25 protein-coding genes and 1 pseudogene are annotated in these 23,473 nt (G+C 42.8%); 15 read left to right on the forward strand and 11 right to left on the reverse strand.

Translation table 11 applies throughout. The annotated features are described in order from the left end of the window. The first annotated feature begins 43 nt into the window (after nt 1-43). The gene (locus LPA49_RS14120) at nt 44-613 is read left to right on the forward strand and encodes an NADPH-dependent FMN reductase (RefSeq protein ID WP_036973450.1); all 570 of its coding nucleotides are present in this window, start codon (nt 44-46) and stop codon (nt 611-613) included. A gap of 4 nt (nt 614-617) precedes the next feature. On the opposite strand, the gene LPA49_RS14125 is transcribed toward LPA49_RS14120, so the two are convergent. After that, nucleotides 618-1,064 (reverse strand): TerB family tellurite resistance protein, encoded by a 447-nt coding sequence (locus LPA49_RS14125; RefSeq protein ID WP_180311217.1) that lies wholly within the window; start codon nt 1,062-1,064, stop codon nt 618-620. 126 nt (nt 1,065-1,190) lie between these two features. Between LPA49_RS14125 and LPA49_RS14130 the strand changes: the two genes are divergently transcribed. Next, nucleotides 1,191-1,556, forward strand: coding sequence for a hypothetical protein (locus LPA49_RS14130; RefSeq protein WP_065979428.1), 366 nt, complete (start codon nt 1,191-1,193; stop codon nt 1,554-1,556). 74 nt (nt 1,557-1,630) lie between these two features. On the opposite strand, the gene LPA49_RS14135 is transcribed toward LPA49_RS14130, so the two are convergent. The 6 genes from LPA49_RS14135 to fabR all read right to left on the reverse strand — a co-directional run bounded on the left by LPA49_RS14135 (nt 1,631) and on the right by fabR (nt 8,019). Next, nucleotides 1,631-2,224: a hypothetical protein gene (locus tag LPA49_RS14135; protein ID WP_036973454.1), complete on the reverse strand. Its 594-nt coding sequence runs from the start codon at nt 2,222-2,224 to the stop codon at nt 1,631-1,633. 129 nt (nt 2,225-2,353) lie between these two features. Next, entirely contained in the window at nt 2,354-2,953 is a 600-nt protein-coding gene (gene leuD, locus LPA49_RS14140) for a 3-isopropylmalate dehydratase small subunit (protein WP_036973455.1), read from the reverse strand. Continuing rightward, nucleotides 2,953-4,353 carry a 3-isopropylmalate dehydratase large subunit gene (leuC, locus tag LPA49_RS14145; RefSeq protein WP_036973457.1) on the reverse strand — a complete coding sequence of 467 codons (1,401 nt, stop codon included), beginning with the start codon at nt 4,351-4,353 and terminating at the stop codon, nt 2,953-2,955. Before leuC ends, leuD begins: the two co-directional genes overlap by 1 nt. A gap of 57 nt (nt 4,354-4,410) precedes the next feature. Further along, nucleotides 4,411-5,487: a 3-isopropylmalate dehydrogenase gene (gene leuB, locus LPA49_RS14150; protein ID WP_180311218.1), complete on the reverse strand. Its 1,077-nt coding sequence runs from the start codon at nt 5,485-5,487 to the stop codon at nt 4,411-4,413. Further along, nucleotides 5,484-7,031 carry a 2-isopropylmalate synthase gene (gene leuA, locus LPA49_RS14155; RefSeq protein ID WP_036973462.1) on the reverse strand — a complete coding sequence of 516 codons (1,548 nt, stop codon included), beginning with the start codon at nt 7,029-7,031 and terminating at the stop codon, nt 5,484-5,486. The genes leuB and leuA overlap by 4 nt, the downstream gene beginning before the upstream one ends. A 370-nt stretch (nt 7,032-7,401) precedes the next feature. Then, nucleotides 7,402-8,019, reverse strand: coding sequence for an HTH-type transcriptional repressor FabR (gene fabR / locus LPA49_RS14160; RefSeq protein WP_036973464.1), 618 nt, complete (start codon nt 8,017-8,019; stop codon nt 7,402-7,404). 116 nt (nt 8,020-8,135) lie between these two features. On the opposite strand from fabR, the gene LPA49_RS14165 reads away from it, so the two are divergent. Beyond that, entirely contained in the window at nt 8,136-9,269 is a 1,134-nt protein-coding gene (locus LPA49_RS14165) for a fatty acid desaturase (protein ID WP_180311219.1), read from the forward strand. 13 nt (nt 9,270-9,282) lie between these two features. Continuing rightward, nucleotides 9,283-10,713, forward strand: coding sequence for a Si-specific NAD(P)(+) transhydrogenase (gene sthA, locus LPA49_RS14170; protein ID WP_036973466.1), 1,431 nt, complete (start codon nt 9,283-9,285; stop codon nt 10,711-10,713). A 59-nt stretch (nt 10,714-10,772) separates the two neighbouring features. On the opposite strand, the gene hemE is transcribed toward sthA, so the two are convergent. After that, nucleotides 10,773-11,837, reverse strand: coding sequence for a uroporphyrinogen decarboxylase (gene hemE, locus LPA49_RS14175; RefSeq protein ID WP_036973467.1), 1,065 nt, complete (start codon nt 11,835-11,837; stop codon nt 10,773-10,775). A gap of 613 nt (nt 11,838-12,450) precedes the next feature. Between hemE and LPA49_RS14180 the strand changes: the two genes are divergently transcribed. Together LPA49_RS14180 and LPA49_RS14185 are read left to right on the forward strand one after the other, a co-directional pair. Continuing rightward, a complete protein-coding gene (locus LPA49_RS14180) occupies nt 12,451-12,921 on the forward strand; it encodes an Rsd/AlgQ family anti-sigma factor (RefSeq protein WP_036973468.1) in 471 nt (156 codons plus the stop codon). 147 nt (nt 12,922-13,068) lie between these two features. Beyond that, on the forward strand, nt 13,069-14,121 hold the full coding sequence (locus LPA49_RS14185) for an LD-carboxypeptidase (protein ID WP_174403897.1): 1,053 nt from the start codon (nt 13,069-13,071) through the stop codon (nt 14,119-14,121). Between the two features lie 42 nt (nt 14,122-14,163). On the opposite strand, the gene fkpA is transcribed toward LPA49_RS14185, so the two are convergent. Then, nucleotides 14,164-14,919: an FKBP-type peptidyl-prolyl cis-trans isomerase gene (gene fkpA, locus LPA49_RS14190; RefSeq protein WP_065979435.1), complete on the reverse strand. Its 756-nt coding sequence runs from the start codon at nt 14,917-14,919 to the stop codon at nt 14,164-14,166. A gap of 201 nt (nt 14,920-15,120) precedes the next feature. Between fkpA and LPA49_RS14195 the strand changes: the two genes are divergently transcribed. Beyond that, the gene (locus LPA49_RS14195) at nt 15,121-16,119 is read left to right on the forward strand and encodes a WD40 repeat domain-containing protein (RefSeq protein WP_036973471.1); all 999 of its coding nucleotides are present in this window, start codon (nt 15,121-15,123) and stop codon (nt 16,117-16,119) included. Next, on the forward strand, nt 16,106-16,318 hold the full coding sequence (locus tag LPA49_RS14200) for a SlyX family protein (RefSeq protein ID WP_036973473.1): 213 nt from the start codon (nt 16,106-16,108) through the stop codon (nt 16,316-16,318). Before LPA49_RS14195 ends, LPA49_RS14200 begins: the two co-directional genes overlap by 14 nt. A 20-nt stretch (nt 16,319-16,338) precedes the next feature. Here the strand turns inward: LPA49_RS14200 and LPA49_RS14205 are convergent, their stop codons facing one another. Beyond that, a complete protein-coding gene (locus LPA49_RS14205) occupies nt 16,339-16,542 on the reverse strand; it encodes a YheV family putative zinc ribbon protein (RefSeq protein WP_036973475.1) in 204 nt (67 codons plus the stop codon). A 129-nt stretch (nt 16,543-16,671) separates the two neighbouring features. Here LPA49_RS14205 and LPA49_RS14210 point away from each other — a divergent pair, with 129 nt between their 5' ends. The 7 genes from LPA49_RS14210 (at nt 16,672) to LPA49_RS14240 (ending at nt 23,031) form a co-directional block, all read left to right on the forward strand. Next, complete coding sequence (locus tag LPA49_RS14210; RefSeq protein WP_180311220.1) at nt 16,672-18,591, forward strand: ATP-binding cassette domain-containing protein; 1,920 nt, start codon at nt 16,672-16,674, stop codon at nt 18,589-18,591. Continuing rightward, nucleotides 18,578-18,994, forward strand: a complete 417-nt coding sequence (locus tag LPA49_RS14215) for a TIGR02444 family protein (protein WP_065979437.1) — start codon at nt 18,578-18,580, stop codon at nt 18,992-18,994. The genes LPA49_RS14210 and LPA49_RS14215 overlap by 14 nt, the downstream gene beginning before the upstream one ends. Before the next feature lie 244 nt (nt 18,995-19,238). Continuing rightward, nucleotides 19,239-19,379: a DUF3149 domain-containing protein gene (locus LPA49_RS14220; protein WP_074989877.1), complete on the forward strand. Its 141-nt coding sequence runs from the start codon at nt 19,239-19,241 to the stop codon at nt 19,377-19,379. Between the two features lie 142 nt (nt 19,380-19,521). Then, entirely contained in the window at nt 19,522-20,523 is a 1,002-nt protein-coding gene (locus tag LPA49_RS14225; RefSeq protein WP_036973479.1) for a hydrolase, read from the forward strand. After that, entirely contained in the window at nt 20,498-20,755 is a 258-nt protein-coding gene (locus LPA49_RS14230) for a YheU family protein (protein ID WP_036973480.1), read from the forward strand. Before LPA49_RS14225 ends, LPA49_RS14230 begins: the two co-directional genes overlap by 26 nt. Before the next feature lie 60 nt (nt 20,756-20,815). Further along, nucleotides 20,816-22,009 (forward strand): dipeptidase, encoded by a 1,194-nt coding sequence (locus tag LPA49_RS14235; protein ID WP_074989875.1) that lies wholly within the window; start codon nt 20,816-20,818, stop codon nt 22,007-22,009. 131 nt (nt 22,010-22,140) lie between these two features. Beyond that, nucleotides 22,141-23,031 (forward strand): HEAT repeat domain-containing protein, encoded by an 891-nt coding sequence (locus LPA49_RS14240; protein ID WP_036973483.1) that lies wholly within the window; start codon nt 22,141-22,143, stop codon nt 23,029-23,031. Between the two features lie 220 nt (nt 23,032-23,251). Here the strand turns inward: LPA49_RS14240 and LPA49_RS14245 are convergent. Beyond that, a pseudogene (locus LPA49_RS14245) lies at nt 23,252-23,473 on the reverse strand (elongation factor Tu); the annotation flags it as partial.

Here is a 23,473-nt window from a genome sequence, read left to right on the forward strand (position 1 = left end):
CTAAAGTTAAGATATCAACCGTGAAGCTTAAAAGGAAGCCATCATGACAGCACCAAAAATCATTGCCCTCGCAGGCAGCTTACGTAAAGACAGCTTTAATCAAAAACTAATTAATGAAGCAGCACGCTTCGCCCTTGAAAGCGGTGCTGAAGTAGAAGTGCTTAAACTAAGCGATTTAGACTTACCACTATTCGATGAAGATATAGAAGCACAGGGTACACCTGCAGGTGCACAACGTTTAAAAGATAAACTACGTGCTGCCGACGGTATTTTATTAGCAAGCCCAGAATATAATGGCTCTATTACAGCACCTTTAAAGAATGCCATCGACTGGGCTTCGCGAACTGAGCAAGGTGCAGTGCCTGCATTTCGTAACAAAGTAACGGCACTGTTTGCGTCATCACCTGGTGGTTTAGGCGGCCTACGTGGTTTAAATCATGTACGCGATATTTTATCCGGCATCGGTAGCCTAGTATTAGCTGACCAACTTGCAGTGCCCGCTATCCACACGAAATTAGATGAACAAGGCCGCATTAACGATGCCGATACCGCCGAACAAGTTGCCAGCCTTGCACAGCAGCTTGTCAGTGTCGCCAGTAAATTAAATAAGTAAGCGTTTAACTCAACTTTGTCGCTGCTAATTTTGCAGCGATGAAGTCTTCATGAGTCACATACAGAAGACTCGCGACACGGCGAATAACTAATTCTTCATGTTTATCAAGTTCGCCATCAGCGTACGCTAAACGCCATAACAGCTCGATGATATCGATGCGCTGCTCGGCACTGCACTGAGCGTTAATTTGCTTAGAAAATTGGAAGTAATCAATCGCTTCATCTAAGTTTTTCGACGCACCTTCTACAAGCTCCAGCACTTCTTCGTCTGATAAAGAAAAGTATTTCTTTAAGGTGTTGTTCAGTACCTGTTGCTCATCATCTTGTAACTCATTGTCAGCGCGCATCACCTCAATTAATAGTGCAGCAACAGCCGTTTTGAGGTCATGTTCGCTAATGTTAGATTGGCTGTTGTCCATTGCTGAAAAGAGCTGTTTTATTTTACTGAGCATCACATTGTCCCTTTTGGGTGTTAAACTACGTATAGATGTAACGTTACCTTAGTTTGACTATGGATGCTAATTCATGGTTCAACGATGCGATGAATTAACGCATTAATCACATGGAGTTAAGTGTTTATGAGTGGAGTTAGAAGTACACAAGCACTACTGTTCAGCGCGATGATATTGATTGCGGGGTGCAGTGCTGCCCAGGCCGCAAAAGGCGAAACCGAGAAACTCTACGACTTTGATGAGAAAGTCCATTACTATCAAACCAAATTGGCAGATGGTCGTTATCATCTTGAAATTCAATCTGATGATTACCCACATTTCAAAAATCAAAGCGTCTTTTTACTGCGTCATGCTAGCCGGTTATGTAAGGACAAACCTTTTATGTTAAGAGTGACTGATGGCGTACAAGAGTACGAGCGCTTTCCTACGAAACCACGTGCCTACCAGCCACCTTTAACCGTAGTATTGCAATGTGAAGACGACGCTAATTAACCAAAAGGCTGGATAATAAGTCGGTATCCAGCGGCTACTATTAACGCCAACTTCTTGAGTTTACTTGGAGCTAGTTAATCAGTGTAGCCCCACGGAGCGTTTGGAGGTGTAATCGGTTTTGTTAAGTCAAAGTCAACACGAAACTCACGACCCTCACGCACTAAACGGTAGGTGAATTGTTTTGGGTAAATATACATTTGCCACGTATTCCCCATCGACTGCGGAATACCTTGGCTTGCAAACAACTCTTTTGAATATTGATCTGCAGGAAATGACTGAGCATTCACAAAGCCAGCATCAACAGTATGACCGCCATACATTGTAGACGCATCATCGCTGCCATCTTTATGGCGATGGTCGTGCTTTAAACTCAAACCACTGCCCGTTTTAGTTATGATCCATGTACGCGACGCATCATCACCAACATGAAATGGTACTTGCAACTCACGCTCGTTACAGTGGCGCACATGCATAATAAGCTTTTTACCTGCAAATGAGCTTGGCCCAGTGGCATTATCAACCGTAACTTTTCCCTCATACGCTTTGCCACAATGCGCTGCAATATTATTAAAAAAGCCATCATGGCTCGGTATTGACACTAACGGCGCTGGGCGTGCAATTGCCACTGATGATGCTGTCACTAGCATTGATGCCACTAAATATTTCATGGTGTGTTCCTTAAATAAAAAATACGTGTTTTAGATTAGCGATTTATACATGACAAAGAAAGCAATCACGATAAGTAATAAATAAAAACGCGGCTTACGCCGCGTTTAGGTTCCACATGTAATACACGTTTATTGCCAAGGTCTCGTGGCTGCAAGTTGCTTTTCAAAAGCATCTATTTGGCCGTTAAGCGTCTCGGTTACTCCGATAAAATCTAGGCCACTTAATAAACGTTCTTTAATGTCATGACGAATATCAAAATGAATGGTCTCAAATTTATCGCTACGAAGTTGCTGATTTTCTAAATCAACCTCAATATGAATATCATCATACTGTTCACTCAGTACAAATAATTGCTCAAGTGTTTCTGCCGGTAATGCGATAGCAAGCATTTGGTTATTGCCGCAGTTATTAAAGAAAATATCTGCAAAGCTTTCCGCTAAAATGACTTCAAAACCATATTGCTTTAATGCCCATGGCGCATGCTCACGCGATGAACCACAACCAAAGTTGTCGCGAGTTAAAAGAATTTGCGCACCTTGGTAACAAGGGCGATTCAAAATAAACTCGGGGTTTGGCTCGCCATTATCTAAGTAACGCCAATCATAAAAAAGCGCCGCATCAAAGCCATCACGACTTGTCGAAGTTAAAAACTGCTTTGGAATAATTTGGTCAGTATCTACATTGTTTTTATCTAACGGGGCCATTAAGCCACTAAAAAATACGCTCATTAGGCTTCTCCTCTGATATCAACAAAACGACCATGAATTGCAGCTGCCGCAGCCATTGCTGGGCTAACTAAGTGAGTGCGCCCACCGCGACCTTGGCGTCCTTCAAAGTTACGATTTGAGGTCGATGCACAGCGTTTACCTGCTTCTAATCGGTCGTCATTCATTGCTAAACACATTGAACACCCCGGCTCACGCCATTCAAACCCTGCTGCCTTAAAGATATCAGCAAGTCCTTCGTCTTCTGCTTGCTTTTTAACAAGGCCAGAGCCTGGAACAATCAATGCCTCTACACCGGCTGCAACTTGCTTACCTTCAACAATCTGTGCAGCGGCACGTAAGTCTTCAATACGACTATTAGTACATGAACCAATAAATACCGTATCAACCGTTGCTGAAGACAGCTTGTCACCCGCCTTTAAACCCATGTATTTCAGTGCGCTGCGAATCGCATCGGCTTTTATTAAATCAGGCTCTTGGTCTGGGTCTGGAATACACTCATCTACGCCAATAACTTGTTCAGGGCTGGTGCCCCAAGTAATTTGCGGTTGAATGTCGGCTGCTTGTAATTCAACAACATGGTCAAACTGCGCGCCTTCGTCCGTTTTTAGTGTTTGCCAATAGGCAACTGCTGCGTCAAAGTCATCGCCTTTTGGTGCAAATGGGCGACCTTTTAAGTAATCATAGGTAGTTTGATCAGGTGCAATTAAACCGGCTTTTGCGCCCATTTCAATGCTCATGTTACACAGCGTCATGCGTGCTTCCATTGACAGTGCTTCAATGCCTTCACCACAAAATTCAGCTACATACCCAGTGCCACCCGCGGTCCCTAGCTTACCAATGACCGCCATAATTAGGTCTTTCGCTGTGACTGTTGGGCGTAAACGACCATTAATTTGAATTTTTAACGACTTGGCTTTTTTCTGCTGTAAGGTTTGGGTTGCTAATACGTGCTCGACCTCTGAGGTACCAATACCGTGCGCAAGTGCACCAAACGCACCATGGGTTGAAGTATGACTGTCACCACAAACAATGGTCGTACCCGGTAAGGTAATGCCCTGCTCAGGCCCCATTACATGCACAATACCTTGATTAATCGAATTTAAATCATAAAGTTGAATACCAAACTCTTTACAGTTTGCATCCAGTGCCATTAACTGGTTTTTAGACACTTCGCTTGCAGCATCTAACGAACGGCTTTTTGTTGAAACGTTATGATCCATGGTTGCAAAGGTTTTTTCTGGGCAACGCACTTTGCGGTTTTTCTCACGCAGACCTGCAAACGCTTGTGGTGATGTTACTTCGTGAACTAAATGACGGTCGATATACAGTAAATCGGTTTGATCATTAATACTGGCGACCACATGGGCTTGCCAAATTTTATCATATAAGGTTTGGGCCACTTGCTATTCCCTCGTTTTAGCTGCACTGAATGACGAGTTCAGCGCAATCAATTTTAATTAAATACGTGCAACAATTGCTGCAGCAACATCACTGGTGGTATACCCTGCATTTGGATAGATGTCAGGCGTACCCACACCGGCTTCAACCGCCTCTGCCACCGCTTTTTCGATAGTCCGTGCCGCTTCATCTTGTCCAAGCGAGTAACGCAACATAAGTGCAGCACTTAAAATTTGCGCAATCGGGTTTGCCACCCCTTTTCCTGCAATATCGGGGGCAGAGCCACCCGCAGGTTCATACAAACCAAAGCCAGACTGGTTCAAACTCGCCGATGGTAATAAGCCCATAGAGCCTGTGATCATCGCGCATTCATCCGACAAAATATCGCCAAATAGGTTATCGCAAAGTAGTACATCAAATTGGCTTGGTTGCTTCACTAATTGCATCGCCGCATTATCAACATAAATGTAATCGAGGCTTACTTCTGGGTAATCTTTACTGACTTCGGTGACCACTTCTCGCCACAGTACACTTGACGCTAACACGTTGGCTTTATCAACCGATGTAACATGGTTACTACGTAGTTTTGCCGCTTCAAACGCAAAGCGAGCAATGCGTTCAATTTCTTTACGCGAATAGGTTTGCGTATCGAATGCGGTCTCTTGTTCGCCTTCACCGCTGCGCCCTTTTTCACCAAAATAAATACCGCCCGTTAACTCACGTACACATAAAATATCAAAGCCTTGTGCGCTAATATCTGCACGAAGTGGTGAAGCTGCACTTAAGGCTGGTAGCAACTGTGCGGGGCGTAAATTACAAAACAAACCAAAATGCTTACGCAGTGGCAACAACGAAGCACGCTCAGGTTGCTCATTCGGTGGTAAGTTCTCCCATTTTGGGCCGCCTACAGAGCCAAATAAAATAGCATCAGCATTTTCACACGCAGTAAGTGTACTTTGCGGCAATGCTTGACCAAATTCATCAATCGCAGCGCCACCTATCGCATGGTGATTACGAGTCAATGTAAAACCAAACTTTTCACTTACAGCATCCAATACGGTTTCTGCTGCAGCCATTACTTCTGGACCAATGCCATCGCCTGCTAATACGGCGATGCTGTAATTAGATTGACTCATCCTGCTTTCCTTTGTTGTTTTAAATCAGACACTTTTTGTGCACGATAAATTAAGTTATACACACGGATCATGGCACGCACTGAGGCTTCAACGACATCTGCCGCAATGCCCGCACCGTGATAAGGGCGACCATCGTATTTAGCAATAATATTTACTTGGCCTAATGAACTTGCGCCTTGCCCTGTGGCTTCAAGGTTGTATTCAATCATCTCAACCGACATACCCGTTAAACGCTCAATTGCCAAAAACGAGGCTTCTACCGGGCCATTGCCCGTTGCAGCTTCTTGCTTTGATACACCGTCAATGGTCATGCCAATCGTAGAGCTGGCAACCGATTGCGAATTAGACGTTGAGTTAACAAACTCAAGTTGATACTTCTCGTCTTTATCTCTGATTTGATTGAAGTAAATCATCGCCTCTAAGTCATAGTCATACACAGTGCCTTTTTGGTCTGCTAATGCTAAAAAGCTCTCGTATAAGCTATCCATGTCGTAGTCAGACTTTTGATAACCTAACTCTTCTAAACGGTGCTCAATAACATGACGCCCTGAACGCGATGTCATGTTTAATTGATTACTGGGCACACCCACACTTTCTGGCGACATGATCTCGTAAGTATTCTGCGCTTTTAAAACGCCGTCTTGGTGAATACCCGAGCTGTGCGCAAACGCATTCTCACCAACAATGGCTTTGTTTGGCTGGACCGGCATATTACATATCTTCGCCACTTGACGAGAAGCGCGGTAAATTTCTTCACTGTGAATATCGGTATGCACTTTTAAGTGGTCTTCACGCATTTTCATGATCATCGCCACTTCTTCAAGCGAGCAGTTACCTGCACGCTCACCTATGCCGTTAATCGTACACTCAATTTGGCGAGCGCCCGCCTGCACCGCAGCAATTGAATTCGCCACTGCTAAACCTAAATCGTTATGACAATGCACACTTAAGCGCGCCTTATCGATGTTGGGCACATTATTCATTAAGTGATGGATCATCGCCGCATACTCGTCTGGCGTTACATAGCCCACGGTATCAGGTAAGTTGATGGTCGATGCACCTGCATCAATGGCCTTTTCAACGATACGGCATAAATCCCAATGTGGTGTACGGCCAGCATCTTCACACGAAAATTCCACGTCATCAGTATAGTGACGAGCAAGCTTAATCGACTTTACAGCCATGGCGGTGGCGTCGTCTAAGCTCATTCGTAGTTTATGTTCAAGGTGTAATGGACTGGTTGCAATAAAGGTATGAATACGCCCTTGCTCTGCTGGGCGAAGCGCTTCACCACAGGCTTCAATGTCTTTTGCAACCGCACGCGCTAAACCACAAATAATTGGTCCTTTTACTTCGGTCGCAATACGCTGTACTGAGCGAAAATCTGCCGGGCTTGATACCGGAAAACCCACTTCCATTACATCCACGTTTAAGCGGCTAATGGTATGCGCAAGTTGAATTTTATCGTCTTCTGTTAGGCTCGCTTTAAGCGCTTGCTCACCATCACGTAAGGTTGTGTCAAAAATCCAAACCTTATCTTTCATAAACTGTCCTCGTTCCCAATGACCCATTAGCGAGATAAAAAAAACCCCGCGCTTGCGGGGTTTTATAATGTTTTACAAATGCAAATACACTAAGCCCCGCCTACTCGCTTAAGCAGTAAGAGGTTTAGTTTTAATGTAATTAAACGTGTCATTTGCATCTTTATTTACTAAATGTGTGTTCAGTGAGCTGTATTTTTAACATTCAACAAACAGGCTTGCAAGCATAATTTTTCTAAAAAGTAGATTGAAAAGCGATAATAATAGAAATTTAAAATCCATTAAACCGTACATTTTGAATAATCAATCCAAAACCTAAGTCGACAGCGTTTAATTTATCGTTTACAGCCGACTCCCGTGTTTAGATTAACTTTTAAGAATGATTGTTGTCTCGCACATACATTGTGGCGCCGCGAGCAATATAACGTAGTTGCCAAATTAGACGCTCTACTAACTCTTCTCGCTGCTGTCCTTCAATATCAAGTGCCTCAGCTCCGGCGTTAAATACTAAAGTCACCATGGCCTCCGCTTGAATATACGCATGGGTGGCATCGCATGGGGTTTCGCTTTCAAGGTAGTGAGCAAGTTCTAAGATAAAGTGTTTAATTTCACGCGCGACAGCAGCACGAAATGCCTTAGAAGTGCCAGAACGTTCACGCAGCAGCAACCTAAACTGATTACTCGAGTTATCAATAAACTCCATAAAAGTCACAATAGATGTCGTAATGACACTGCCACCACTGGCTATTCGCCTACGTGCTTGACGCATTAATTGACGCAGCGTTAAACCCGCTTCATCTACCATGGTTAAGCCAAGTTCGTTCATGTCTTTAAAGTGACGGTAAAACGAGGTAGGCGCAATACCGGCCTCACGGGCAACTTCACGCAAGCTTAAATTAGAAAAACTATGATCCGCACTCAATTGATTAAATGCTGCTTCGATTAGTGCTTGTCGTGTTTTTTGTTTCTGTTGCGCTCTAACACCCGACATGGAAACTCCCAGCGTGAATTTTTAATGATTTTTCGGTTAATGAGACAGTCTAATACTTGACGCGGAGAGTTTGAAACACTATTTTAGCGTACAAGTGTACGCTCAGATTTTGAAAGATGAAAAAACCACCTATTATTTGGACCAATGTCCTATTCTTTAGCCTTACTTTTTTGGCTGCCGTTACTTTAGTGCCATGGTATGGAATTACCTATGGATTTACCAGCGCACATTGGATTGCATTCGTTGCGTGTATGTTTTATGCGGGTATGTCGATTACCGCAGGGTATCATCGCCTGTGGGCACACAAGACTTACGATACTCATCCAGTGATTGAAGCCTTTTTTGCCCTTGGTGGTGCATTTGCACTGCAAAACAGCGCACTGCATTGGAGTAGTGATCACCGTATTCACCATGGTCAAGTCGACGACCCTGTCAAAGACCCTTACGCAGCTACCAACGGCTTTTGGTATAGCCATATAGGCTGGATGCTACGTGACTATCAAGGTGATGAGTATGGCAACTACAACAACTGCCGAGATTTACAGAAAAATAAAGTGGTAATGTGGCAACACCGCCATTACATGAAGTTAGTATTAGCCACTAATATTGGTATTCCATTTGCGCTGGGTTTAATGCTGGGTGATGTGTGGGGCATGCTATTACTTGCGGGTCTGCTACGTTTGGTATTAAGCCAACACTTTACCTTTTTTATAAATTCAGTGGCGCACATTTGGGGCTCTCGTCCATACACAGAAAAAAATACTGCTCGTGATAACGGTTTTTTAGCGTTATTCACTTATGGCGAAGGTTATCATAACTTCCACCATATTTTTGCCAGCGACTATCGTAACGGCATAAAATGGTATCACTATGATCCCACTAAGTGGATGATCCGCTCATTGGCCGCGATGGGTTTAGCCTCAAAGCTCAAACGTACGCCTGTTGAACGTATTGAAAAAGCGAAAGCAGAAACCTTGATGAATAAGACCCAAGATAAGCTCGCAAAATTGCCTTTAGCCCAAGATAAGCTTACATTATTACAATCTGAGTACGAATTATTGCTGAAAAAGCTGCAACACTTTTGTGCCCTGCAAAAACGCGTGTTAGAAATCAAAAAAAATAAAATGATAAAACAATGCGAAAAATCAGCAGTAATGACACAATATCATGAGCTTGAAGCCGCTTGGGAAAACCAAAAGCAGGCTTGGCTTGCACTAAATGCGAGGTTATTAAAAGCCTCTTTTAGTTAACATAGGAGCGGCTGTGGCCAAACAAAACGTAAAGCAAAAAGATACGCCTTCGTATCAGTACGACGCGATTATCATAGGCACAGGTCCTGGCGGTGAAGGCACCGCCATGAACCTGTCTAAAAGTAACAAAAAAGTAGCTGTTATTGAGCGCCAAGAATCAGTAGGTGGCGGTTGCGTCCATTGGGGCACTATTCCTTCAAAAGCCTTACGCCACTCTGTTAGTCGTTACATTGAATACAAAGCGAACCCACTTTTTAATATCAGCGAGCGCCCTAACCGCCTCACTTTCCCTGATATTCTTCGCCATGCTAGTAATGTCATTTCGAAACAATCTAACCTACGCAGTAGCTTTTACGACCGTAATCGTATTCATATGTACCAAGGCGATGCTGAGTTTATTGATAAACACACAGTGAAAATTACTCACATCGACGGTTCATTTGAAACGTTAACTGCACAAACCATTGTTATCGCAACGGGTTCTCGCCCTTACAGGCCACCAGGCGTTGATTTTTCGCATCCACGAATTTACGACAGCGATACCATTTTAGGCCTTGAACACGACCCTCATCGCGTGCTTATTTATGGTGCAGGTGTGATTGGCTGTGAATACGCCTCTATTTTTAAAGGCTTAGGCGCGAAAGTTGACTTAGTTAACACCCGTGATCGCTTACTAGCCTTTATGGATGCTGAGATTTCAGATGCACTGAGTTACCACTTTTGGAATAGCGGCATTGTTATTCGCCATAACGAAGAGTTTGATCGCATCGAAACCCGTGATGACTGTGTCGTGATGCATTTGAAGTCGGGTAAACGTGTCAAAGCAGACTGTATTTTGTTTGCTAACGGACGTACAGGTAATACCGACACTCTAAACCTCGATGCTGTGGGCTTAAAAGCCGATAGCCGTGGCCAGCTTAAAGTAAATGAAACATACCAAACAGAGGTTGATAACATTTATGCTGTAGGTGATGTTATTGGTTACCCAAGCCTTGCGAGTGCTGCCTTTGACCAAGGGCGTATTGCTGCTGATGCCATTGCATGTGGTAACTGCGAAGAAAAATTGATTATTGATATTCCTGCCGGTATTTATACGATTCCTGAAATGAGCTCAGTGGGTAAAACCGAACAAGAGCTTACCGCAGCTAAAATTCCATACGAAGTTGGCCGTGCACAGTTTAAGCATTTGGCACGCGCACAAATTGCCGGGACTGAGGTAGGTAGCTTAAAGATTTTATTCCATGTTGATACTAAAGAAGTGCTTGGTGTGCATTGCTTTGGTGAACGTGCGTCTGAAATTGTCCATATCGGGCAAGCAATTATGGAACAAAAGAACGGTGGTAACACCATCGATTACTTCGTAAATACAACCTTTAACTACCCAACCATGGCTGAGGCCTACCGAGTTGCTGCGTTAAATGGTTTAAATCGCTTATTTAAATAAGCGATTGAACGTATATAGAAAAGCCCGCATATTGCGGGCTTTTTTATAACTAGAGCGACTTACTTGTGATATTTAGCACTTAACTCATGCACTGAGTTAATAAATATACCGGCATGTTCAGGGTCAACATCTGGGGTAATACCATGCCCTAAATTAAATACATGACCAGAACCTGTACCAAAGTCTTCTAAAATTGTGGCCACTTCTTGACGAATACGCTCTGGCGTACCGTGCAGCATTGATGGGTCCATATTACCTTGTAGTGCCACTTTATCACCAACACGACGCTTTGCATCACCAATATTGATTGTCCAATCAAGGCCTACTGCATCACAGCCTGTTGCTGCAATTGCTTCAATCCACTGACCACCATTTTTAGTAAATAGTGTTACCGGCACTTTACGACCGTCGTACTCGCGAATTAAGCCATCAACGATTTTATGCATATACTGTAGTGAGAATTCATTGTAATCACGCGGGCTTAACACTCCCCCCCATGAATCAAAAACCATCAATGATTGCGCACCTGCTTTCACTTGTGCGTTGAGGTAATCAATCACTGAATCAGCTAATTTATCGAGTAATAGGTGTAGTGTTTGCGGTTCTGCAAACGCCATTTTTTTGATTTTCCCGAATGTTTTGCTGCTTCCACCTTCAACCATGTATGTGGCAAGTGTCCAAGGTGAACCTGAGAAGCCAATCAGTGGCACTTCACCTTTGAGTTCACGACGAATGGTGCTTACCGCATTCATCACATAGCCTAATTCATCAGTTGGATCGATATTAGGAATCTTTTTAACATCCGCTAATGATGAAATTGGGCGCTCGAACTTAGGACCTTCGCCGGTTTCGAAATAAAGGCCTAATCCCATCGCATCTGGGATAGTTAAAATATCGCTGAATAGAATCGCAGCATCAAGCGGGTAACGACGTAATGGCTGTAAAGTCACTTCACAAGCAAGTTCGGCGTTTTTACATAAGCTCATAAAGTCGCCTGCTTGAGCACGTGTAGCACGGTATTCAGGTAAATAACGGCCTGCTTGGCGCATCATCCATACCGGTGTAACATCGACAGGTTGCTTTTGTAGTGCACGTAAATAACGGTCGTTTTTTAATTCGCTCATGCGTTTTAGATCCTAGAACTGAATGAAATTGCGCTGATTGTATCACCATATTGCGCCGCTCACTATGGATAGATAACCGACCCTAGACATAGATCATAGTTTTTAGCTACGCCACATAAAACCGCACAATTATTGAACGAAATTAAAATAATTTTAAAACTTTTTATTAATAAATTTGCAACATCGAAAAAAGCTTGGTATAACTTATCCCGCGTTAACAAAAACAATAATAAAAATTGTATAACAATAAGAACAAAAATCTTCCCATAACTATAAGAAAGCTTGTTTTAACAAGTTCGGAAAAAGAATTAAACCACCAATTTTGGTGGTTTTTTCTTTTCTTAATCAACAAGATACCCCCTCTACCTCATTAGATTGATAATCCAAAATAAACACTAGTAGTTTTTAATTATTTCCCATACACTGCTGTTAGAGCATAAAAGTCCAGCCTTAGACAACAGCGTAAAGAAGCAGAAAAACGCTGCTTAAATATGCGCCTCTAAGTTGGCTTTTAACAATCTGTTGCAATTAGGCACTAAGAATTTAGTTGATCTTTGTGTCATATTTCCTTCTTATATAGGGAAGGAAAACCAACTCAGCGAGGAGATGAAATATGCTGACGCGTTTGGAAAAAGCTCAACAAAAGTGGGGAGGTAGCCATTCTGTCATCGATAAATGGCTTACAGAACGTCAAGAGCTACTTGTGTTGTTTTGCCGTATTGCGGGATTTTCACCGTATGAAAAGAAAGATCACGCCCTACCTGATCAACTGCAAATCCAAAACTTTTGTCAAATACTGATGGATTACCTGTCAGCGGGACATTTCGAAGTGTATGACGACATTGCCAAGGCCTGTGAAGAAAAAGGCCCAGAAAGCCAAAAGCTAGCCAATGCGCTCTACCCACGAATTTCTGAAACTACCGATGTTGCATTAGACTTTAACGACAAATACGCTGAAGTTGACTCAGATGACTTGCTCGACGAATTTGATAAAGATTTATCAGTGCTAGGTGAAGCACTTGAGCTGCGCTTTGAATTAGAAGATGAACTAATCGATAATCTCTATTCAAACCACACCAGCTAACACAGTAAGACGGCAGCAGAGAACACTTTCTCTGCTGGAAAGTCTTGTTATCTGCCTACCTTAATAGAATGTTATATTCCATTTCATAACAAAAATTTGAAATAATTATTTTAATGCGTTACTCATAGTAAAAAAATGAGGCGCACGATGAACAAACGTACTTTCTTAAAATCTCTTTCTGTTCTTGCAGCAGGTGCAAGTTTAGCAACCAGCCAACCACTGATTGGCGCATCACACACTGCAACTCCCACTTTAGTAAAACCAAAGCCATTAAAAAAAGGGGGAACCATTGGTCTGTGCAGCCCATCAGCGGCAACCGCTGAGCACGCTGACATCATACTCGCAAAAGGTGTAATAGAAGCACTCGGCTATAAAGCAAAGCTTGCCCCTAATATTTTAGCCCGACGCGGTCATTTAGCTGGCACAGATGCACAAAGAGCGAGTGACTTAAACAGCTTATTTGCCGACCCACATGTCGATGCGATTGTGTGCTTACGGGGTGGGTCGGGTGCGGCTCGTATCCTGCCACTTTTAGACTATGCAACAATTCGCAATAATCCGAAACCTCTTATGGGCTATTCTGATATCACGGCATTACATAATGCATTACTCGCTAAAGCCGGGCTTATTAGTTTTCATGGCCCTAATGCCACCAGCGATTGGAATCCATTTCATGTTGCGCAATTTAAAAACATGTTTGAACAACGTCAGTTAATGCGCTACCAAAATTTACCCAAAGCAGACGATGAACTAGTCAACAGCCAATACTTAACCCAAACCATCAATGCGGGTCAGGTCAGTGGCCGTTTAATCGGGGGGAATCTCACTGTACTCACAGCACTCGCAGGCTCTGACTACTTACCTGACTTTAATGGGGCTATTTTATTTTTAGAAGATATTGATGAAGCCCCTTATCGTATTGACCGTATGATGAGCACCCTTAAACTTATGGGCGCACTAGATAAAATAGCGGGGTTTGTATTTGGTGATTGTAATGACTGTAAGCCTGGTCGAGGCTATGGCTCATTAACCTTAGATGATATCTTTGCTGATTATATTAAGCCATTAGGCATTCCGGCTTATCGCGGTGCAATGATTGGTCATATTAAACGCCAGTTTATTTTACCGGTCGGTACGGTGGTGGCACTTGATGCCGATAAAGGCACGCTGCAAATGAAAGAAACAGCATTTAGCAGCTAAAAAAAGGGCCTACTTTAGGCCCTTTTCTCATTGAGTAAAAAATTACTCTGCAGCAGCTGCTTTTTCTTCGCTTTGAATTTCAAGTAGTTCTACTTCAAACACAAGCGTTGAGTTAGCAGGGATCTTACCTAGGTCGCGCTCACCGTAAGCAAGATCAGCTGGAATAGTGAACTTGTATTTAGAGCCAACAGGCATTAACTGTAAACCTTCAGTCCAACCTGGGATCACACGGTTAAGTGGGAAAGTCGTTGGCTCATTACGTGAATAAGAGCTATCGAACTCAGTTCCATCTAGTAAAGTACCTTTGTAGTGTACTTTTACCACGTCAGTAGCGACTGGCTTTTCGCCATCACCTTGTGAAATCACTTCGTACTGTAAACCAGACTCAGTTACTGTCACGCCTTCTTTCTTCGCGTTTTCTGCTAGGTATTTTTCGCCTTCAGCTTTGCTCTGTTCAGCTTCTACTTTTGCTTTTTCTTGTTGCTTAGTACGAATGCTTTGATCAAGCGCTGTTAACACTTCACGAATTTTTTCGTCGTCTAATTTTGCGTTACCTGCAAGTGCGTCTTCAAAACCACGCTTTAATAGCGCTTCATCTAATTCAACACCTAACTCTTTTTTGTCAGCTAAGTCTTGATTCAAGAAATTACCAACAGAGGCACCGATACCGTATGCTTGTTGTTGTGCTTCAGTCTCTAGTTTAACTTCAACTTGCTGTTCTTTTTTTGCTTCTTGATTACAAGCTGTAAGCGCTAAAACTGACGCTGCAATCAATGACAATTTAATCGTCTTTCTCATTTTATATCTCCGACACACTTTGCAGTTGTCAATTATTGTATTATTACTAGTTAAAGATTAACGACCTACATGGTAGGCTGCTTGTCTAATAACTAAACTTCATGCAAACGCATGATCAGTGATTAGAATAACAACCTAGGCCTTTAATGAGCCCTAGTCTAACCTCTCAATCACGAAGAGTTAAGGGGAAATACCCGTAATATGTCGATATTTCGTACTTTTTTGTATCTGCTAAGCCTAAGCTTAGTTGTTGCCTGCTCTGAGCAACATGAGCAATCCACTGCACGTTATGAACATGCGGCTAAAGGTGCGTTTGCATCTGCTATTTCGCATGATGGCAAATACAGCGTGATCTCATCTATACACCATGGGGTCGCGCTGTGGGATAATCAACAGCAGGTATTAAAATACCAATGGTTTCAACAACAAGCTCAAGATAGCCTCGTTCACACTGTGGCAATCTCTTACGACAATAGCCATGCTGTCACCGCAGAAAAGTCCACATTTGCTGTGTGGGACATTAACTCAGGTAAAAACACGGGCTACTATAAAATACACGCCTCAACAATTAGAGATATCGCGATTAGCAACCAAGGACGCAGCGTGTTATATGGCCGCGCCGACGGTGTAGTCGTTTACCTCGACTTAGAGACCGGAAGACGCATAGAGTTCCTTGGCCACCAAGAAAAAGTGAATGTTGTTGACCTTTCACCGAATGGTCATTACGCAATCAGTGGTTCTAATGACTATGTTGCCTACTTTTGGGATACCCGTACAGGGCAAGTTATACATCGCTTTAACCACCCGACTCGCGTTACTCAAGTCGCCCTCGATCCACAAGGCCGCTATGCATTTACAGCTGACAGTATGAAGCAAGCAAATGTATGGCAACTGACTACAGGTGATCTTGTTAGCAAACTGGCGTATATTGCGCGTCAGAAAATTTTTACCGCAGTGCGTTTTAACGATGAAGGCACCTTAATCGCAACCGGGTCACCCAATCGACTTGTTGAATTATGGCAGCTAGACTCAGGTAAAAAATTGCAAACGTGGCAAGTGGTTCCTCGTGAAGGAAGTCGCCCGAAATCGGCCGTGGTGTTAGATGTTGCGTTTACTGATAACAACCAAGCGTTATTAACCGAAAGCTCCAGCGGATTCGCTGAAAGTTTTAATGTAAGAGAATCAAATGAACACAATTGAACATCGTCTAATGGAACTTGAAGCAAAAGTCGCTTTTCAAGATGAAACAATTGAAATATTAAATGATGAGCTTAAAGCGCATCAGCAACAGCTTGCAAAAATGAAGCGCCAGACTGAATTGCTTGCAGAAAAGATTAAAGAAGCACAACAACCTTCTTTAATGTCGCAGATGCATGAGCCGCCTCCGCCACATTATTAATATTGAAAAATTTAGCCGGGTTAATCGCCCGGCTTAAACACCCCAATCACTTGTTCAAACTGGCGTGTTGAGGCTTGTACTGCTTTTTCTGGCTGGGTCATTTTATGGCCACACTGCACACATTCTACTTTCTCAACATCATGCTCTTTATAAAGCATCATCGTATCCATCGCATTACACTCTGGGCATGATGCCCCTGCGATAAAGCGTTTTTTTTGTCTCATACATGATCTCCGGTGCCATTTAGGCGGCTATTTTAGCCTAATAATTCTGTGTTTGATACGATTGCGAAGCCTAATACGATCCGTGTTATGATATGCGCAATTAAAACTGTGGTGTGCAAGTAAACTTTCATGATCCAAATTTCAGACATCGAGCTTCTTCGTGGTGGTAATGCCTTATTAAAAGGTGCCTCTGCAACCTTATTCCCTGAGCATAAAGTAGGCCTAGTCGGGGCTAATGGCTGTGGTAAATCCACATTGTTCGCGCTATTAAAGTCTGAATTACAACTCGATGCTGGTGAATGCAGTATTCCTAAAGACTGGTCCATTTCTTCTGTAAAGCAAGAAACACCGGCTCTCAATATTAGTGCGCTTGATTACGTACTCCAAGGCCATCCTGACTATTACACACTCAGAATCGCACTGCGCGAAGCCGAGCAAAATAATGATGGCGCGGCACAAGCAAAGGCACATATTGGTCTGGAAAATATCCAAGGTTACAGCATTGAAGCAAAAGCCGGTGAACTGCTACATGGTTTAGGTTTCTCCAATGAGCAAATTGACAACCCTGTGAGTGCCTTTTCGGGGGGGTGGCGTATGCGCTTAAACTTGGCACAAGCCCTTATTCGCGATGCCGATTTATTGCTTTTAGATGAGCCAACCAACCACTTAGACCTTGATGCTGTTTACTGGTTAGAGCGCTTTTTACGCGCCTATACTGGCACACTTGTGCTTATCTCACATGACCGTGAGTTTCTCGATGCGGTGGTTGATCAAATTTGGCATATCGACCAGCAAAAAATTAATATTTATAAAGGCAATTACTCGCAATTTGAACGCCAAAAAGCAGAACGCTTATTACAGCAACAGGCCATGTTCGAAAAGCAACAAGAACAAATTGCGCATCTTGAACAGTTTATTACTCGCTTTAAAGCCAAAGCAAGTAAAGCGAAACAAGCACAAAGCCGGGTAAAAGCACTGGAGCGTATGGAAAAGCTGGCGCCAGCACATGCTGATTCACCCTTCGATTTTGAATTCGCTGAACCAACCGCACTACCGAACCCGCTCATGACACTTGACCAAGCCAAAGCGGGCTATGGCAATACCACCATTTTACACAGCATTAAGCTCAACCTCGTACCGGGCAGCCGTATTGCCTTGCTTGGTCGAAATGGCGCGGGTAAATCAACGCTAATAAAATTATTAGCTGGAGATCTGAAACCTCAAGCGGGCGAAGTGTTTCAGCATCAAGGATTAAATATTGGCTACTTTGCGCAGCACCAACTCGAATCGTTGGATCTAAGAGCCAGTGCCGTTACGCATTTACAACGTTTAAACCCGCAGGCAACAGAGCAATCACTGCGCGACTTTTTAGGGGGCTTTGCATTTTTTGGCGATAAAGCACTTGAGCCAGTTGCTCCATTTTCGGGTGGCGAAAAAGCACGTTTAGTACTGGCTATGTTGGTGTATCAAAAGCCCAACTTACTGTTACTCGATGAGCCCACCAACCACCTTGATTTAGAAATGCGACATGCTCTTGTAATGGCTCTACAAGGTTTTGAAGGGGCAATGGTCACCGTATCGCACGATCGCCACATGTTAAAAAACACAGCCGATGAATATTACCTTGTTGATAACGGAGAAGTAACCCAGTTTGGCTATGATCTTGACGCGTACTACCAATGGTTACTCAATGCGAACAAAGAAGCTGCAAAAACAACTGAAGACAGCGCACCGAAAGCGCATTCAAGCATCAATCGTAAAGAACAAAAGCGCTTAGAAGCCGAGTTTAGAAAATCAGTACAACCACTTAAAAAGCAAATTGAAAAGCTCGAAAAGCAACTCGATAAACACTCAGCGGAATTAGCTGAAATCGAAGAGGCACTTGGCGATAACGCGCTTTATAACGATGACAACAAAGCAAAACTCAAAGAGTTACTCGCAAAACAAGCGACATTAACGCCAAAAGTAAATAACATTGAAGAAGAGCTACTGATGGCCCTTGAAGAAATGGAAGAAAAAGAACAAGCGTTTGCCGATGAACTTGCTTAACAGTGACGATTTTTGGCAATTTGCATGTCAGCTTTATAGTAAAGATGACATGCAAGCACGCCTGTTAGATTACCAAAACCAGCAAGGTAAAAACGTTAACCTGTGTCTGCTATTGTATTATTTAGATTCTCTTGGGCTTGCTTTAAACAACTCTCAACTTAATCAGCTTGAATTATGCATTATTGAATTTGACGAGCAGGTATTAAAGCCTCTACGTAAGACTCGCGCCTACCTAAAAGCCAATCAAACCGAAATTGCTGATTACGCCACGATTCGTAAAGAATTACTCAGTGCAGAATTAAAACTCGAAAAACAACAGCAACAGCTTCTTATAAACGCACTGAATACGATGACTCTAACGCCATGTTCCAATGCGAATAATATAGGATTATATATTAAGTAAAGTGGTGAGTTCGCAGTCAATCCAACGCCACTCATAGTAAGTAGTAAGCCATACCCTTAAGGCTTTATCTGAAGCAAAACGCCTCTCGATCGACTGACGTCTAATCGCTAATAGCCTATCAAACTTGATCCAAATCAACTTCTAAATCGCCTTGTGTAGCTTCAGGAAAATAGCTTGATCTGGATCATATCACCCACCCCAAAGCCAGCCTATGATTAACCCATAGACATTAGGAGGCACAACCATGAACGTATTCTTTAGAGATTTTTTTAGCGACCCCGTCTTATTTATGTCATTTGGCATTTTGGCAGTTGTTATCGTTTTATGCCTTTTTTACGTCGGATATTTCATCAAGAAAGTTCACGACGCAGAAGTTCCTAAGTAAGAATTAAGCACGACGCACAAAGCCCCCATCCAATTTTATTGTTTAGGGGCTTTTTATTTGCAACAACACAAAATTGCCACCTGTTCTAAAAAAGCAAAAACTTGCTACAATGGGCGCTTGTTTTGTCTTGAAAGTGTCAACTATGTTACCTGAGTTTAAGCCTGCGTGGTGGATGCGCAATCGCCATTTGCAAACCATAATGCCGCGCTTCTTTCGTCCTTTTCATAATACACGCTACGACTTATCAACAATCGACACCCCAGATGGTGACTTTTTAGAACTTGCTTGGGCACAGCCACACAATGAACATGCTCCATTAGCCATTGTGTTACACGGCCTAGAGGGCAACATTAATAGCTTTTATGCCAAAGGCATGATGAAAAAGCTCAAGCAGCAAGGCTTTGCGGTAGTGCTCATGCACTTTCGTAATTGCTCACGCGAAGTTAATCGCCTTGCGCGTGCTTATCATAGTGGCGAGACCGAAGATTTACGCTTTTTTATCAACCACCTAAAAAACACATTTCCCTCACGTCCTCTTTTCGCTGTTGGCTTTTCGCTAGGCGGTAATGTGCTTGCTAAATATTTAGGTGAGCAAGGTAGCCAATCGAACTTACATGGTGCAGCCGTGGTATCGGCTCCTTTTGATTTATCGGCATCATGCGAAGTAATACGTAAAAGTTTAGGTAAAATTTATCAAAAGTATTTGCTTGATCGCATGAAAAAATCAATGCAAAGAAAGCTGCCACAAATAGAACAGCAAATTAGTCTTACCCCAGAAAAGTTAATGGCTATTGATGACTTATGGCAGTTCGATAACTTACTAACGGCTCCCTTGCATGGTTTTGCTGGCGCTGAAGATTACTATCAACAAGCAAGCGCCAAACCGTTTTTAAAAACGATCGCAACACCGACACTTATTGTGCACGCAAAAGATGACCCGATGCTATCAATTAAAGCCGTGCCCGATAGCACAGATGTCAGTGAACATGTTACTCTGCGTATCTCCGAAAAAGGCGGCCATGTTGGTTTTATTAGCGGTAATAATCCGTTTAAACCCGAGTACTGGCTTGAGCGTATTGTGCCTGAGTATTTTCAACAGTTAGTTAAAAAGAGCAGTGATGATCATTCCACACGAAAAACTTGATAAAGAGACACTTTACAATTTAATTGAAAGCTATGTATTACGTGAGGGCACTGACTATGGCGAGCAAGAGGTAAGTATTGAAAGTAAGGTGGCGCAGGTTACTCAGCAACTAAAAAAAGGTGACGCAATGGTGTTCTTTTCTGAACTACATGAATCTGTCACCATTATTTCAAAAGCCGAGTTTATCGCATTACAAGCCGACCCAGAGTATCAAGCGTCGTTTAACGACTAAACTTGTAACTTTTTCTACAACCCTTCACAATGGCTTTTTAACTTTAAAGAGCCATTAAGAATGAAAAAACTAAGCTCATTGGTTGCCGCTGTTTCGTTGGCCTTAATCAGCCAAGCTCATGCAAGTGAGACGACGGCATCAGATAAAGCCATCAAACTAGCAAAAGACACGATTTTAATTGATACACACATTGATGTGCCTTACCGTATTCACGATAAATGGGCCGATGTAACTAAAGCGACTGATGACGGCGATTTTGACTATCCGCGTGCAGTGCAAGGCGGCCTAAACGCCCCTTTTATGTCAATTTACATTCCAGCTAACCTCGAGTTTGAAGGCAAAGGTAAAAGCTACCAACTTGCTAATCAGTTAATCGATAGCATGGAAGCCATTGTACAGCGTGCCCCAGATAAATTTGCAATGGCTGATTCAACAGCAGATATCAAAGCACACTTTAAACAAGGTAAAATGTCGTTGGCAATGGGGATGGAAAATGGTTCACCGATTGAAGGTGACATGAAAAACCTGAAGCATTTTTATGACCGTGGTGTGCGCTACATCACCCTTGCTCACTCGCAAAGCAATCACATTTCAGACTCTTCTTACGATATTCGCCGTAAATGGAAAGGCTTAAGCCCATTTGGTAAAGAGCTGGTCAAAGAGATGAACAACATCGGTATGCTTGTAGACGTATCGCATATTTCAGATGATGCGTTTTACCAGGTCATGGAAATTTCGAAAGTACCAGTGATTGCCTCTCACTCATCGCTGCGTAAATATACGCCAGGCTTTGAGCGTAATATGAATGACGATATGTTATTAGCACTCAAAAAGAATGGCGGTGTTATTCAAATCAACTTTGGTTCAAGCTTCGTAACCGCTCAAGCTGGTTCTTGGTATGATAAGCTAAAAACAGCAAAAGCAGACAAGAAGAAGGAAGGCACGAAGCTCAGCAAAGATTTTGACGCAGCTTATCGTGCTAAGAACCCATTCCCGTTTGCAAGCCTTGAGCAAGTACTTGACCATATCGACCACGTAGTCGCGCTAATAGGCATTGATTACGTCGGTATTGGCTCTGACTACGATGGTGTTGGTGACTCACTGCCTGTAGGCTTAAAGGACGTGTCTAGCTACCCTAACCTTGTACAAGGCCTCATAGATCGAGGCTATAGCGATAAAGATATTAAAAAGATCTTAAGTGGCAACATGCTTCGAGTTTGGCAACAAGCTGAAGAGTACGCAAAAGCGCATTAAACTAACCTCATTATCACCATCTTAAAAGCGCAGTTAATGCGCTTTTTTATTGATTGCAACATCGTTTATTGATTAAAAAAATAGCATGATTTAATCTGATGATTACACAGAAGTAATTAGGATGATGTGACATGGCTTCATGGCAAGGAAATGTTGCGCTTGTATTTGCAACCGCTGCATTAGGCATAACGTTATACAACCAGTTTGGGGCATCTAAGCCACTCAACAAACCGCAACCCGCAAAGTACGATTTTTCATCTGTAAGTGGTAGCGTTCCCCTTGAAGACAGGGAAAACCTCGTCGCATTGCATGGCTATATTCTAGACCTTGAAACTCGAATTAACGCACTAGAACAAAGTAGCCCTAAAATTGAGCCAACTTTAATTGCAGAACAAATCGATAAAGTCATCGAACAACGCGAAAAAGAACGTATTGCAGAAGCAACCAAAAGAAATCCATCGGTTAATTGGTTTAGAAACTTGCCTGATGATTATCGTCAGCGCATTAAGGCCGATCAACACTATGCAAACAAATCAATTAACGACGCATTTTCTGCACTACTAAATATCAATAATAGCGATGACGACCGTTTGGCAGCCTATGGGCAACTTAAAATGACGTTAGGCATGCTCAGACGTGATCTAGATGAAAATCAACACACAGCCGTTGTCGACGCGATGCTCAATATCAGTGAGTATACAAGTGAACCAACCACACGAATTCATGCCATAGAGAATCTATCGCGACTCGATTCTGTTTCACCAAAACTAGCCGACTACTTTCAAAAGCTCTTGCAAAGCGACGATAACGACTATGTTCGTAGCGTGTCAGCCAGTGCCCTTGTGAGCCAATTTTATCGTGCTAATCAACTCGATAAAAAAGAGTTTGCTCTTGAGCTTGCACAGCGTATTCAAAGCTTAGAATCAAGTGGCGATAGTAAAGTAGCTGATATTATGACCGACAGCCTAAAACACCCACGACTAAGAGAAGAATTAAACAAAGTACTTGGAAATAGTGGTTAGTAGCGAGTAGCGAGTAGCGAGTAGCGAGTAGCGAGAACAAAATAAAGCCACGTTAACCTCAAGCAAACTTTTTGATGTTTAATCACACCAGTAAGTAACCCCCGCTCGGTTGTGATCTGACTTCTAATATCTAACTTCTAATATCTATTTTCTCATCCATAAAAAAACCCGAGACTAAGCTCGGGTTTTTCTTGAATGCTTAATGCATCACTATAGTTGATTACTCAACGATAGTTGCAACAACACCAGCACCAACTGTACGGCCACCTTCACGGATAGCGAAGCGTAAACCTTCGTCCATCGCGATTGGAGCGATTAGCTCTACAGTCATCTTGATGTTATCACCAGGCATTACCATTTCAACGCCGTCTGGTAACTGTACGTCACCTGTTACGTCAGTTGTACGGAAGTAGAACTGTGGACGGTAACCTTTGAAGAATGG

It is taken from the genome of Pseudoalteromonas sp. MB41 (genome assembly GCF_020966275.1).
GTDB classification, from domain to species: Bacteria; Pseudomonadota; Gammaproteobacteria; order Enterobacterales; family Alteromonadaceae; genus Pseudoalteromonas; species Pseudoalteromonas lipolytica.